Below are 14,373 nucleotides of genomic sequence, written 5' to 3' on the forward strand. Positions count from 1 at the left end.
GCTCAGCGACGGCTATCCCGGTGGGCACGCTGCGGGCTGCCTGGTGATCACCGTTTCCGCAGTCGCTCGCGATTCATGACTCGAACTGCGCTTTGACCCGCCCGCGCAGCAGTTTCACGGCGCCGCGCCGCACCTTGCCGTCGACACGGCGCGTCTGCGAGCCGCGTGTCGGTCGGGTCGGGCGCCGCGTGGTCGGCGTAAACGCCGCCCGGGCGATCAGTTCGCGCAGGCGGGTGAGCGCGTCGATGCGATTGCGCTCGAGGCTGCGATGCGCCTGCGCCTTGATGACCACCACGCCATCGGCGCTGATCCGCTGATCGCGCAGCTGCAGCAGCCGCTCCTTGATCTCGTCGGGCAGTGACGAGGGGCCAATGGCGAAGCGCAAGTGAATGGCGTTGGATACTTTGTTGACGTTCTGGCCACCAGCGCCCTGCGCGCGAATGGCGATGAATTCCACCTCTTCCTCGCGCAACTCTATTCGCGGGTTCAGCGCCGACATGCCGGGCCTAGCTGCCGTCGCGCTGCGGCGCGCCGACATCGAGCGCCTGCCAAGCTTCGCCGCCCAGCTCCCTGAGGGTCTGCATGTTGCGCTCGTAGATCGCGGCAGCATCGGGAAACGCCGCCACCGCCCGGTCGAGACTGGCCTCGCGCAGCAGGTGCAGGGTGGGGAAAGGCGCCCGGTTGGTGTAATTGGTGATGTCGTTCGGGTCGCTATCGGCAAAGACGTAATCCGGGTGGAAACTGGCGACCTGCAGGATGCCCTCGAGGCGATGGGTGCGCAGGACGACAGTCACCAGGTCGAGGAAACCGGCAAAGTCCTCGAAAGCGTTCAACACCCAGGGGTGGATCAACAAGGTGGTATCGACCTCTGCCGGGTCGACGGTCTGCAGTGCCTGCAGTTCGCGTTCGAGATCGGCGAGTAGGCTTTCGTCATCGCGCGCGTCGCTGACCACGTAGCGCACCTGGCCCTTGACATGAACGCTCTTGGCGAAGGGGCAAAGGTTGAGGCCGATGACGGCGCGCTCGAGCCAGCGCTGCGTCGCGGCGATCACTTCCTGTTGGCTGAGTATCGATGGGTTCATCTTGGCAAGGCTGTCGCTGATTGTCTTCTGGCGTTCATTCCCGCACTATTGCAGGCCGAACTGGTGCTGCTCAACTCGAGAGTGGCCTCTGCTTCAAGGTGCCGGGTTACCGGCTGCGGCCCAAGCCAAGCGACGACGGTGTCGTGCGGCAGACCCCGGAAGTGTAGCGACTCCCGGCCGGACAGGCAAAGAACAGCCGTTACAATGCCTGATCAGCAGCTGGAGAGCGAGCCATGGAGAGCATCGAAGCGGTGGTGATCGGCGCCGGCGTGGTTGGCCTGGCTTGCGCCCGTGCACTGGCCAGGCGCGGCATCGAGACGGTGATTCTCGAGCGCAACGGCGCTTTCGGCAGCGAGACCAGCGCTCGCAACAGCGAGGTGATCCATGCCGGGCTCTACTATCCGACCGGCTCGCTCAAGGCACGCCTGTGCGTCGCCGGCAAGCGGCAACTCTACGAATTCTGCTCGACGCACGCTATCGCTCACCGGCGCTGCGGCAAGCTGGTCGTTGCCACCTCAGCGGCCCAGGAAAGCCGGCTCGCCGTCCTGCAGCAACAGGGGGAGGCAAACGGCGTGGACGATCTGCAGCTCCTGAGCGCGGCTGAAGCCCATGCCCTAGAGCCCGAGCTGGCGTGTACCGCCGCCCTGCTCTCGCCCTCCACCGGCATCATCGACAGCCACGGCCTGATGCTCGCGCTGCTCGGCGATGCCGAGCACGATGGCGCCGCGCTGGCGCTGCACAGTCCGCTGAGCACAGGCTCGATCGACAGTCGCGGCATGGTGCTGGAAACCAGTGGGGCGGATGGCCTGCGCTTCAGGGCGAGGATGATGATCAACGCCGCCGGGCTGTGGGCGCCGCAGGTCGCCGCCTCGCTGGCGGGTTTTCCGGCCCCCCTGATCCCGGCCAACTTTCATGCCAAGGGCAGCTACTACGCGCTGACTGGCCGCGCGCCGTTTTCACGCCTGCTCTATCCGTTGCCGGAAAGCGGTGGCCTGGGCGTTCACCTGACACTGGACCTCGGCGGGCAGGCGCGCTTCGGCCCGGATGTCGAGTGGTTGCCGGATCCGCTCCCGGGTCAGCCGATCGGCGAACTCGACTACCGCGTCGACCGCGCGCGCGGCGACGCCTTCTATGCCGAGATTCGCCGCTACTGGCCAGCCCTGGCGGACGACGCCCTGGCGCCGGCTTACGCCGGCGTGCGGCCGAAGATCGCCGGCCGCCACGATCCTGCCGGCGACTTCCTGATCCAGGGGCCAGCCAGGCATGGCGTTCCCGGCCTGGTCAATCTGTTCGGTATCGAATCGCCGGGGTTGACCGCCTGCCTGGCCATCGCCGAGCAGACGGTCGCCGAGTTGCAAGTCGCCTGACGGCATGCGCGCGGTCCTCGATACCAACGTCGTCATCGATCTGCTCCATTTTTCCGACCCGCAGACGTTGGCGCTGCGCTACGCCATCGACGACGGTGCGCTGCAGTGTTTTTCGGACCAGCAGTGCCTCGGCGAACTCGAACGTGTCGTCGCCTACCCGCAGTTCGCTCTCGACGTCTCGGCGCAGCAGGCGCTGATCGCCAGCTACCGTCGCCTGGTTACCCTGTGCGAGGCCGAGGGGGACGAGGACTACCCGCTGCCGCGTTGCCGTGACGTCGACGACCAGAAATTCCTCATACTCGGGGTGCGCTGTCGCGCCGAGCTGCTGATCACCCGCGACCGCCAATTGCTCAGATTGGCCGGCCATCGCCGTCCACCGCCGCCTTGCGCAATTGTTAGTGCGGCCGCGGCGTGCGCCCTGGTCAAGAGCCAGTAAGCAAGGTCCGCACGGCGCGGAAACTCATGCCGCTGGCCTGGCCGGTACGTGGCGGGCTGGTCCTATCGGCGCCGAAAGACCCAGACGCTGTCACTCGAGGCGTCCTCTGCGTAGCCATAGCCGGCGATCGCGAAGTCCTTCAGGCCAGCGGGTTCGGTCAGGCGATTGATGATCGCGAAGCGCGCCATCAGTCCGCGCGCGCGCTTGGCGAAAAAGCTCACGACACGAAATTTTCCGCTGCCCCAGTCCTGGAAAACCGGCTGAATGACCGGTACCGCCAATTTCTTCGGTTTGACCGCCTTGAAGTACTCCTCCGAAGCCAGATTGAGCAGCACCGGCGCAGCCGCTTCACTCACTGCCGAGTTGAGTGCTTCCGTGATCCGTTCTCCCCAGAAAGCGTAGAGATCCTTGCCGCTGGGGTTGGCCAGCCGAGTACCCATTTCCAGCCGATAAGCCTGCATCAGATCGAGCGGACGCAGCACGCCGTACAAACCCGAAAGGATGCGCAGGTGCTGCTGTGCGAATTGCAGGTCCTCCGCCGACAGCGTCGTGGCGTCGAGCCCGGCGTAGACGTCACCATCGAAGGCCAATACCGCCTGCCTGGCATTTTCCGGCGTGAAAGGCTGCGCCCACTCGGCGTAGCGGGTTACGTTGAGCACCGCGAGCTTGTCGCTGATCTTCATCAGGCTTGCCAGTTCGGATGGAGACAGCTCGCGCAGCCGTTCGATCAGCGTCTGCGCCTGCTCGACAAAAAGGGCTTGCGAATGCTCGCCAGGCCCCTGTGGCGCCTGGGAAGCGAAAGTCTTGGCGGGTGAGAGAATGATCATCATCGGCATGCTCCAACCAGGAGGATTCCCGGCACGAATGTTTGCTAGTATGCCGCGATTATAAACGACGACGCGATGACGCAACGACGCGGGCCCGGTACGACTCTTGCCGCCGCTTCAACCAGCTTCGCGCGCGCCGTTCGACCCCGCCTGCCAGAAACGAAGCCAACGCAATGGAACAACTGCTCAGTGAGCTTGCCAGCCCGGACGCCCATCCGACGCGATTGCTCACGCAACTGATCGACGTAATTCGGCCCGCCGATGCGCACGATGTCGACTCGGCCCGCCGGCAAATGGCGGCGCTCAGCGAGATTCTGCGCCGCCGCTCCGATCTGCGCACCAACTTGCGCGACGCCCTCACTCGACTGGCGCAGACGCACCGCCACATCGAGTTGTACACGGTGACCGGCATCCTGCCGAATAGCGGATTCGTCGCCGAGGCCCTGCACCGCATCGGCCACAAGATCCTGCCCGAAGTGCTCGACCGCGGATTGTTGCGCACGGTCCTGCGCCGGATGTACCACCAACCCGGTGACCGGCACTGGGTGAGCGGCGTCGGCGAGGAGGCCTGGCTGGAACTGATCAGCGCCATGCATTTCGACGAGGTTCCGCCCAGCGCAACGATGCCAGCAGCGGTGGCCGAGATCTTGCGCTCCTTGCGCGTGCTGTCGTACTGGATCGCCGCCTGCGGTATGGAGCCCGAACTGCTACGCCTGGAGCCCGCGCTCGAAACCTATGAATCGCCCTTTGTCGCGCAAAGTCTCGAAATGACCGCCTATATCGCCGCCACCCCGGAACACTGGGGCAAACCGGTCAGCGGCGAAACCGACGACCGGCAGTTGCGCGTCCTGTTCAGTCAATGCCAGGAAGTGATCGGGCGAGTCCGCAAGAAGGCAGCCAACGACGGAACAAGTATCCGCCTGACCTATCATCTGCAGCGCCTGCGGCAGTTGTTGCGCCGTGGCGAGCAGCTGCTGGACATTCTGGCCGCCCTGCAGAGCGATCGGACCAGCGTTGCCGCCTACCCACCAATCGTCAGGCTGGCAATCCAGCTGATCTGCGACGAATGCCTGCGCGACAATCTGCGCCGGCACGTGCGCCAGAACACCGAGCTGATCGCCCTGCGGGTGACCGACAATGCCAGCCATCGTGGCGACCATTACATCACGGATACCCCCCGCGAGTACTGGTCGATGGCCCGTTCAGCGATGATTGGCGGCTGCGTCATCGCCTTCATGGCCTGCCTCAAGCTGGTGCTGGTCGAAACCCATATGCCGCCGCTGACCGGCGCCATTCTCTTCTGCCTCAACTACGGGCTCGGCTTCTGCCTGATCCACCTCCTGCACGGCACGGTGTCCACCAAACAGCCGGCAATGACCGCCAATACAATCGCTGCCAGTATCGAAGAAAGCGGCGGCAAGCTGCGCAATATAGAGGTGATGAGCGACCTGATCGCGCGCACCTGTCGCAGCCAGATGGTGGCCATTCTCGGCAACATCTGCATCGCCATTCCACTCGCGGCGCTGATTGCACTCACTATTTCAACGCTCAGTGGCAGGCCTTTCGCCAGCCCCGAGGAAGCGCTCTATTTGCTTGAGGCACAGAGTCCGGTGCATGGTGGGGCTCTGTTCTATGCCGCCATTGCCGGCGTCTGTCTGTTCATCTCCGGCCTGATCAGCGGCTATTACGACAACTACGCGGCCTACAACCGCATCCCGGAGCGCATCCTGCAACTCGACTGGCCGAAGCGCCTGTTCGGGGAATCACGCCGGCGCCGTTTTGCGACCTACCTCGGCGACAATCTCGGCGCACTCGCCGGTAACTTCCTGTTTGGCGTTCTGCTTGGCGGCGTGACGCTTTTCGGGCTGCTTCTGGGGCTGCCGATCGATATCCGCCACGTCGCCTTTTCGTCGGCTTTCGTCGGCATCGCAGTGGTCGGGCTGGGTTCTTCGCCGGACCTGTGGCTGTTGTTCTGGGCCGCACTCGGTGTCGCCGCCATCGGTTTCATCAATCTGGCAGTCAGTTTTGCGCTAGCCCTCGAAGTCGCGCTACGCTCCCGGCAGATCTCGGACCCGCAGTGGAAGACGCTGGCCCGATCACTGATGGATCACTTGCTACGCCAGCCGATGGATTTCTTCTTACCACCCCGGAAGGCCCCTGACTAACAGCCGGCCCACGGAAAGCATCACCGCGAAGTAGCAGCCAAGGACTCGAACGATGAAACTCGCCACTCTGAAAACCGGTGGCCGCGATGGCCAGCTGATCGTCGTCAGCCGCGACCTGAGCCGCTGCCAGCCCGTGCCGGCAGTCGCCCGCACCTTGCAGGCGGCGCTCGACGATTGGCAGCACTGTGTGCCGCAACTTGGCGAGGTGTACGCGGCCCTGAACAACGGTGCCGCTCGCCACGCGATGCCCTTCGTCGAGGAACAGTGCCACTCGCCGCTACCACGCGCCTACCAGTGGGCCGATGGCTCGGCGTACCTCAACCATGTCGAACTGGTGCGCAAGGCGCGCGGCGCCGAGCTGCCACCGTCGTTCTGGACCGACCCGCTGATCTACCAGGGCGGCTCGGACTCCTTTATCGGGCCTCGCGATCCGATCCATGCGCTATCCGAAGACTGGGGAATCGATCTCGAGGCCGAAGTGGCGGTCATCACCGGCGACCTGGCGATGGGCGCGACTGCAGACGAATGCGCAGGGGCCATCCGCTTGCTGATGCTGGTCAACGATGTGTCGCTGCGCCAACTGATCCCCGGCGAGCTGGCCAAAGGCTTCGGCTTCTTTCAGTCCAAGCCGGCCAGCGCTTTTTCGCCAGTCGCCGTGACGCCCGACGAACTGGCGGACGCCTGGAGGGGCTGCAAGCTCCATCTGCCGCTATGCGTCGAGATCAATGGCCAGCCTTTCGGCAGACCGAATGCCGGCGAGGACATGACTTTCGATTTCAGCCAGTTGCTGGCACACGCGGCCCGGACGCGCGAACTCGAAGCCGGCTCGATCATCGGTTCGGGCACGGTCTCCAACCGGCAAGGGAACCTGCACGGCTCGAGCATCGCCCACGGCGGGGTCGGCTATTGCTGTCTGGCCGAGCTGAGGATGTACGAAACCATCGAAAAGGGTGCGCCACAAACCGGCTTTCTCAAGTTTGGCGACAGCGTCCGCATAGAAATGCTGAACGGCGACGGCCAAAGCATCTTCGGCGCGATCGAGCAGACCGTCACACCCCATCGCGCCGCGCTTTGAAGGATGGCGTCTGCCGATTGCTCCCAGACCTCAACACACGGGGACGACCATGCTCAAGCTCTACACCTACTATCGTAGCTCTGCCGCTTATCGGGTGCGCATCGGATTGCAGCTCAAGGGGCTGGCGTACGAAAGCGTCCCGGTTCACCTCACCCGCAACGGCGGCGAACACCTGCAGGAAGACTACCGCGCGATCAATCCAGGCGCCCTGGTTCCCTGCCTGCAAGATGGCGAGCTGACCATCAGCCAGTCCTTGGCCATCCTCGAATACCTCGAGGAGAAGTATCCGCGGCAGCCGTTGCTACCGGCTGACGCGGCTGGCCGGGCGCGCGTGCGCGCGCTCGCGCTGATCGTCGCCTGCGACATCCACCCGCTCAACAATCTCCGTATTCTGAAATATCTGGGTGACCGGCTGGCGCTTGGCGAGGAAGCAAGGAACCGCTGGTACCGGCACTGGGTTGAGGAAGGTTTCATGACTATCGAGGCGCATCTGGCACACGACAGCCAGACCGGCGAGTTCTGCCATGGCGACACACCAGGACTCGCCGATTGCTGCCTGGTTCCGCAGGTCTTCAACGCCGGACGTTTCAACGTCGCCCTGAACCCCTACCCCAACATCCGGCGGATCGCTCGGCGCTGTGAGGAATTGCCGGAATTTGCAGCTGCCCACCCGGCCCGGCAGCCGGATGCCGAATAGCAATGGTAATGCTCTCGCGCCGGGGAGTTCTCACATATAACTTCAACATACACTTCTATCTATTTGTTTTTATGGTATTGCAAAGACTGCGCAGCGAAAAAAAAGGGCGCAAAAAGCGCCCCTTGCCTTGCTGCGACTCGGCAGTCGACAGGCTAGAGGATCGGCGTGTGCTCCCCTGCCGGGTGAGCCGTTCCGCTAGGTTCGTACACCACGTGCGGCCGACCGACCAACAGTGGATCGATCGGGCCAATGGCATCGATGTCCTTGCCGGTGTAGTTCAGCTTGTGCAGGACGTAGCGCATGGCATTGAGACGTGCGCGCTTCTTGCAGTCCGACTTGATGACCGTCCATGGCGTTTCGGCGGTGTCGGTATGGAAGAACATCGCCTCCTTGGCCTTGGTGTAGTCATCCCATTTGTCGAGCGAGGCGAGGTCGATCGGCGACAGCTTCCACTGTTTGAGCGGGTGAACCTGACGCTCCTTGAAGCGGCGACGCTGCTCCTTGCGGCTGACCGAGAACCAGAACTTGATCAGGTGGATGCCGCTGCGCACCAGCGTGCGTTCGACCTCCGGCGTCTGGCGCATGAACTCGGTGTAGTCCTCCTCGGTGCAAAAGCCCATTACCCGCTCGACACCGGCACGGTTGTACCACGAGCGGTCGCAGAAAACGACTTCGCCGGCAGTCGGCAGGTGCCGCACGTAGCGCTGGAAGTACCACTGACCACGCTCCTGCTCGTTCGGCTTTTCGAGTGCGACGACGCGCCCGCCACGCGGATTGAGGTGCTCGGTAAAACGTTTGATGGCGCCGCCCTTGCCCGCCGCATCCCGGCCCTCGAAAATGACGACGACGCGTTGTCCTTTCTCCTTGATCCAGTTCTGCAATTTGAGCAGTTCGACCTGCAGCCGGTATTTCTGCTTCTCGTAAGCCTTGCGCGACATCAGGTTGCGGTAGGGGTAGGAACTCGTTTCGCGCCAACTGGACGCCAGTTCGTCGTCCGGACTGCTCGGCGCCTTTGCTTCCGGCGCCCGCTTGTTTTCCATCAAAGCCTTGCGCAGGGCGGCTGCGTCATCTGGGGACGAGCCGGTCATGATGGTCTCAAGAGTCTGAGCCAGCGACGCCATATCCCCGACCTTGGCGTGCGCGATGATGTCGTCCAGGGCGACCTTTTTGTGCTCGAGCGCAGAACTGGTCGCTTCGGCGATATCGCAGGCCTCCATGCCGGCAGGCGTGCGGGCCGGCGCGACATCACCGTCCGACACCTTGCGAGGCCGCGCCGATGCCGAAGCGGCCCGCGCTCTGGGGGCCCGTGCTGCGGCCTTGACCACGGCACTTGCGGCTAGTGTCGGTGCTCCCGCCGTGCTGCTGTCGGTGTTCGGGTTGGGCGGCGGAGTTCTCTTGTCCATCTATCTCTCTCCCTGTGGGTGTGATTTGCTGCAAAAAATCGGCGTCAAGTGAAGCATCGACGGCGCCTGCCATCATAGCGCCGATATGTCTGATCCTTCAATGGCTTGAGCTTCTTTCGGCGGATGTTTTCGAGGCTTTTCGGCGTTTTCCACTGCCCACCGTCACAAAGTTCGACTGGTGATCGTTGGCCGCGCCGGTCAACGCCGGTCAATCTGCGCTCCTGAAATGTGCCCGCACCTGCGTCGGCAAGCGCCTTACCGCGTCATCGAAAGGGTGAAAACCTTCAAAAGTGTGGTCATGGCACGTTGCCGCCCATACTTTCGTACAATCATGGTTAATTTCTGCCATGATCGCCGGACGTAAACCGGGCGCGCCCCGGAGGTCTGCATGCTCCCGTCAAGAAACACGCCCGTGATACGGGTGCCGGTTGTTTGGTTGCAGTTGGTCATGCTACTGGCCAGCATGGTCACCGGCATGGTCGCCTGCACGCCTTCCGAGCCGGTACGAATCGGTTTCCTGGGTGGTCTGTCCGGGCGGGTCGCCGACCTCGGTATCGGCGGCCGCAACGGCGCCACCCTGGCGGTCGAGATGCGCAACCGGCAGGGCGGCATCAACGGCCGGCCAATCGAACTGATCGCCGAGGATGACCAGCAGGACGCGGAGGTGGCCACACAGGCCGTCGCTCGCCTGCTGGCTCGCAAGGTCGACGTGATCATCGGGCCGATGACCAGTGCGATGGCCGTGGCGGTGTTACCGCAGGTCAACGCGGCCGGCATACCATTGATCTCCCCGACCGCCACGACCAACCTGCTGACCGGTCTGGATGACCAGTTCTTCCGCGTCGTCGCCGCCACAGCAGCGCATGTCTTCAAATCCGCCGAGCACCATTTCCGGGACAACGGTCTGCGGCGGGTGGTGCTCGTCTGCGATCTCCGCAACAAGCCCTACACTGACAGCTGGGCGACAGATTTCCGTAACGCCTTCGAGCGCATGGGCGGGCAAGTGGTCAGTGCCGTCGGTTTCGATGCCGGCGAGTCCCTGACGGCTGTGGCGATCCGCGTGCTCGCCAGCAAGCCTGACGGCGTGGTGATCATTGCCAATTCGGTGGACACCGCTCTGCTCGTCCAGCAGATCCGCATGCGCGATAAAACAATTCGCCTCGGCGCGGCCGAATGGGCAGCCACCGAACGTCTGCTGGAACTTGGCGGCCGGGCGGTGGAGGGCCTGGTCGTCGCCCAACACCTCGACCGCGACAGTCAGGCGCCTGCGTACCTGGCCTTTCTCCGCGCCTACCGCGAGCGCTTCGCGCACGAGCCGGGTTTTGCCGGGCTGACCGCTTTCGACGCCACCAACGTTGCGCTCGACGCAGTCGCCGGCAACGAGAGCGGCCAGACGCTCAAGCAGGCGCTGCTCGGACGCGCCGAATTTTCCGGTGCGCAGGGGCCGATCCGCTTTGACGCCAGCGGCGATACCCAAGGCGAGACCTTTCTTTCGATGATCCACGATGGCAAATTCGAGCCCCTGCGCTAACCCCGCTCGGCCAGGTTCACCGTGGCAGGATAATCCGCCCTTCACCCCACCTGACGCCGTTTCGGAATAACATTCGCTGCATGGCCCACTCACTTCGCTTCTGGCTTGCGCTGGGCCTGTCTGCCATGGTCGCCGTGGCCCTCGCGGTATTCGTCGCCATCCTGCTCGGGGTGCTGGTACCGCGTCTGAACGATCAGGTAGAAAGCAGCAACAAAGCCCTTGGCGTGGCACTGTCGCAGCAAGTGGCCGATTTTATGCAGCAATCGGCAGCCGAACTGGAACGCGTGGCGGCCGAACTCGAGGCGGAGCCCGCCACCCCGGATCGCACTCGCACCATCATCGATAGCCAAGCCAACGCGCATGCACCTCTGGCGGCACTCTACATCCTCGACACCGACGCCCGCGTATTGGATGTCGGCCTGCCGCTAGAGCGCCGGAACGGGCGCGGCGACCTGCTGGGACTGGACTTTTCGACGCGCAGCTTTTACCGCGCCGCAGAATCCACCGACAGCACGGTCTGGTCTGACACCTACCTGTCGCAACGCGGCAAGATCGTCGTCGCCATCACCGTGCCACTCGGCGTTCAACCCGCACGCGACAGCGTGGCGCACCGGATGCTGGTTGGTGAACTCGATCTCGAACAGCTTTCGGAACATATTGGCGAGCTCGGCCAGTCGGTCGCCGTGCTGCCGATCATCATTGACCACCTCGGTCAGGTGGTCGCGCATCCGGTGGCCAGCCACGCCGTCCGTCAGGAAAGCCTGGCTTACCTGCCGCTGGTAAAAGCCGGCCTTGCCGGTCACTTCGACACCGGCCTTTTTTCGCTCGATGGCCGGGAGCACATCGGGACAGTGACGCCGATTGGTGGTTCCGGCTGGTTGACCCTGGTCGCACAACCGACCGATGTCGCCTTCGCCACCATGCGCTCCACCCTGCTGGCAATCGCCGGGGGCCTGGCCGCGGCCCTCGCGCTGGCTGTACTCAGCGCCTACCTGTATGGCCAGCAGCTGGTACGTCGGGTCGCCGACTTCGGCCGCCACGTCCAGGCGATCGCCGACGGTGATTACACCGCGCCGCTGCCGTCATCGCGTGCTGAAGAGCTGGCGAATCTGGCGGTGAGCATGCGCCGCATGGCCAATGCCATCCTTGAGCGCGAAGCCGCCCTGGCCGCCTCCGAGGAACACTATCGAGCCTTGTTCAGCGACGCACCGCTTGCCTATCAGTCGGTCGACCTGAGCGATGGGAGCTTCGTCGAGGTCAATGAGGCCTGGCTGACCCTGCTCGGCTACCGGCGTGACGACGTGATCGGCCACCCGATCAGTGAGTTCATCGACGAAAACTCCGCGCGCGTGCTGGCCGAGAACTTGCCGAACCTGGTCAACCACGGGCGGATTGACGAGCTGTTGTTCAACTTCCGGCACCAGGACGGTCAGACCGTCAAAGTGCTGCTCAATGGTCGTATCCATCAGACCGGGCACGGCACAACACGTACCCATTGCATACTCACCGACATCACCGAACGCCAACGCGTCGAGGAGGCCCGACGGCGATCCGCTGCCCTGCTCGAACATCAGGCCGACCGGGCACTGGCCATGCTCGAGCTGCCCAAGGCGGCCGAGCAGATGGACGAAGACGCATTCATCCAGCACGGACTGGCCGTGGCCGAAGGCCTGACCGGCAGCCCGATCTCCTTCCTCTATTTCATCGACGCCGATCAGCAGACAATCGACTCGGTCAGCTGGTCGCGTGGCACCCGCCGAGGCCAGTTCCAAGCAGTCGCCGAGCAGCTCTGTGCGAGCAACCTGGCTGGTCTCTGGGCCGCCGCGCGACGGCAACGCTCGCCGGCGGTCTTCGATGAACTACCGACACCCTTCGCCAGCCCCCTCCCCGCTGCCGTTGCCGGGCTCACCAGACTGGTCAGCGTACCGGTAATCGAGGGTGGCCTCGGGCGCATGATGCTCGGCGTCGGTAACAAGGCGGAGCCCTACAGCGAGCACGAGATCGAGACCGTTCGCCTGATCAGCCAGGACATCTGGCGCATCGTCAATCAGCGTCGCGCCGAGCAGGCGCAACGTCTGGCGGCGAACGTGTTCGCGGCGAGCACCTCGGCGATCTGCATCACCGATGCGGATGAACGCATTGTCTCGATCAACCCGGCGCTGACCGTGATCACCGGCTATAGCCTGCACGAGATCGTCGGCCAAACGCCCAGACTGTTCTCGGCCGGGCACCGCAACGACAGCTCTGGTCACGAGATGTGGAGCCGAGTCGCTGCGCACGGGCTGTGGCAAGGCGAGGTCTGGAATCGTCGCAAGAATGGCGAGGTGTTTCCGGCGTGGCTGACAATTACCTCGGTCACCAACAGCGACGGCGCCGTGACCCACTATACGGGCAGCTTCGAAGACATCAGCGAGCGCAAACGATCCGAGGAGCACATTCACTTCCTCGCCCACCACGACGCGCTGACAAGGCTGCCGAACCGCACTTTGCTCGAGGATCGCATTCGCCAGGCGATTGCCAAGTCGCGGCGTGACGGGACGCGTACAGCGGTGCTTTTCCTCGACCTCGACCGCTTCAAGCTGATCAACGACACGCTTGGTCACAACACTGGCGACCAGCTGCTGACGCGCGTCGCCGAGCGCCTCAAGGACCTGCTGCGCGAAACGGAAACGGTAGCGCGGCTGGGCGGCGACGAATTCATCATTGTCATCCCGGGGCTCGCCGACATCGAGCGGGCGGCGCACGTCGCGCAAAGGATCCTCGATGTCATTGCGGCGCCGCAGGTGATCGACGAGCGGCCACTGCACGTGACGCCGAGCATCGGTATCAGCATCTATCCTGACGACGGCGAAGACGTACCGACACTGCTGCGCAATGCCGACACCGCGATGTATCACGCCAAGGAACGCGGCCGCAACAACTTCAAGTTCTTTACCCAGGACATGAATCAGGCCGTGCAGGAGCGGGTATCGATCGAGAGTGACCTGCGTAGCGCTATCGAACGCCAGGAGTTCGTCCTTTTCTATCAGCCCCTGGTCGACTGCCGCAGCGGCGCGGTCTCGGGCATGGAGGCGCTGATTCGCTGGAACCATCCGCGGCACGGCCTGGTGCCACCGGATCGTTTCATTGCGGTTGCCGAAGAAACCGGACTGATCATCCCGATCGGCGCATGGGTGTTGCGCGAGGCCTGCCGTCAGGCGAAGTGCTGGCACGACGCGGGGCACAACGGCCTGCGCATCAGCGTGAACCTTTCTGCGCGGCAGTTGCGGCAAGCCGATCTGTGCCAGCAAATCAGCGCTACTCTCGCCGAATTTGGTTTGCCGCCGTCGAGTCTCGAACTCGAATTGACCGAGAGCTTGCTGGTAGACGACCCGACCACCGCCACGGCCTGGCTGCAGACGCTGGCCGAGCTCGGCATCCGGATGGCAATCGACGACTTCGGCACCGGCCACTCCAGCCTTGCCTATCTCAAATGCTTCCCGGTCGCGCGACTGAAAATCGACCGCTCTTTTGTCCGCGACTTGTCGACCGACGCCAACGACGCGGCAATCGTCCGCGCCATCGTGGCGATGGCCAAGAGCCTGCAGATCGACGTCATTGCCGAGGGCGTTGAAACCGTCGAACAACTGCGGTTTCTCGAAGCACAGGGCTGCTTCGAGGTTCAGGGCTATCTCTTCAGCCGGCCGCGGCCGGCGGGCGACTTCGAGAGTTTCCACTTCACCGTACCCCCGGCCGCCCGATAGCTTGCATCGGCGAGAAGCGCGCCGCCAGTCGATCGGGATTGAAGTCT

General features: G+C 63.8%; 11 protein-coding genes. 7 read left to right on the forward strand and 4 right to left on the reverse strand.

Annotation, left to right across the window (positions count from 1 at the left end; all coding sequences use genetic code 11):
- Window positions 1–73 precede the first annotated feature (73 nt).
- Together arfB and RUW20_RS06275 are read right to left on the reverse strand one after the other, a co-directional pair.
- Window positions 74–499: an alternative ribosome rescue aminoacyl-tRNA hydrolase ArfB gene (gene arfB / locus RUW20_RS06270; protein WP_313951345.1), complete on the reverse strand. Its 426-nt coding sequence runs from the start codon at window positions 497–499 to the stop codon at window positions 74–76.
- Window positions 500–506: 7 nt separating this feature from the next.
- Window positions 507–1,082, reverse strand: coding sequence for a DUF1415 domain-containing protein (locus tag RUW20_RS06275; protein WP_313951346.1), 576 nt, complete (start codon window positions 1,080–1,082; stop codon window positions 507–509).
- Window positions 1,083–1,315: 233 nt separating this feature from the next.
- Here RUW20_RS06275 and RUW20_RS06280 point away from each other — a divergent pair, with 233 nt between their 5' ends.
- A complete protein-coding gene (locus tag RUW20_RS06280) occupies window positions 1,316–2,449 on the forward strand; it encodes an NAD(P)/FAD-dependent oxidoreductase (protein ID WP_313951347.1) in 1,134 nt (377 codons plus the stop codon).
- A 4-nt stretch (window positions 2,450–2,453) separates the two neighbouring features.
- The gene (locus RUW20_RS06285; RefSeq protein ID WP_313951348.1) at window positions 2,454–2,885 is read left to right on the forward strand and encodes a putative toxin-antitoxin system toxin component, PIN family; all 432 of its coding nucleotides are present in this window, start codon (window positions 2,454–2,456) and stop codon (window positions 2,883–2,885) included.
- 62 nt (window positions 2,886–2,947) lie between these two features.
- On the opposite strand, the gene yaaA is transcribed toward RUW20_RS06285, so the two are convergent.
- A complete protein-coding gene (yaaA, locus tag RUW20_RS06290; protein ID WP_313951349.1) occupies window positions 2,948–3,715 on the reverse strand; it encodes a peroxide stress protein YaaA in 768 nt (255 codons plus the stop codon).
- A 170-nt stretch (window positions 3,716–3,885) separates the two neighbouring features.
- Between yaaA and RUW20_RS06295 the strand changes: the two genes are divergently transcribed.
- From RUW20_RS06295 to maiA, 3 genes are read left to right on the forward strand one after another with little or no spacing between them, the layout of a single operon-like run.
- Window positions 3,886–5,877 (forward strand): site-specific recombinase, encoded by a 1,992-nt coding sequence (locus tag RUW20_RS06295; RefSeq protein ID WP_313951350.1) that lies wholly within the window; start codon window positions 3,886–3,888, stop codon window positions 5,875–5,877.
- A gap of 52 nt (window positions 5,878–5,929) precedes the next feature.
- Entirely contained in the window at window positions 5,930–6,952 is a 1,023-nt protein-coding gene (locus RUW20_RS06300; RefSeq protein ID WP_313951351.1) for a fumarylacetoacetate hydrolase family protein, read from the forward strand.
- 49 nt (window positions 6,953–7,001) lie between these two features.
- Window positions 7,002–7,649 carry a maleylacetoacetate isomerase gene (gene maiA / locus RUW20_RS06305; protein WP_313951352.1) on the forward strand — a complete coding sequence of 216 codons (648 nt, stop codon included), beginning with the start codon at window positions 7,002–7,004 and terminating at the stop codon, window positions 7,647–7,649.
- A gap of 152 nt (window positions 7,650–7,801) precedes the next feature.
- Here the strand turns inward: maiA and ppk2 are convergent, their stop codons facing one another.
- A complete protein-coding gene (ppk2, locus tag RUW20_RS06310; RefSeq protein ID WP_313951353.1) occupies window positions 7,802–9,052 on the reverse strand; it encodes a polyphosphate kinase 2 in 1,251 nt (416 codons plus the stop codon).
- Between the two features lie 448 nt (window positions 9,053–9,500).
- Here ppk2 and RUW20_RS06315 point away from each other — a divergent pair, with 448 nt between their 5' ends.
- Entirely contained in the window at window positions 9,501–10,583 is a 1,083-nt protein-coding gene (locus RUW20_RS06315; RefSeq protein WP_313951354.1) for an ABC transporter substrate-binding protein, read from the forward strand.
- Between the two features lie 80 nt (window positions 10,584–10,663).
- A complete protein-coding gene (locus tag RUW20_RS06320) occupies window positions 10,664–14,326 on the forward strand; it encodes an EAL domain-containing protein (RefSeq protein ID WP_313951355.1) in 3,663 nt (1,220 codons plus the stop codon).
- Window positions 14,327–14,373 lie beyond the last annotated feature (47 nt).

Origin of the sequence: Accumulibacter sp. (assembly GCF_032229525.1) — a bacterium.
GTDB lineage: Bacteria > Pseudomonadota > Gammaproteobacteria > Burkholderiales > Rhodocyclaceae > Accumulibacter.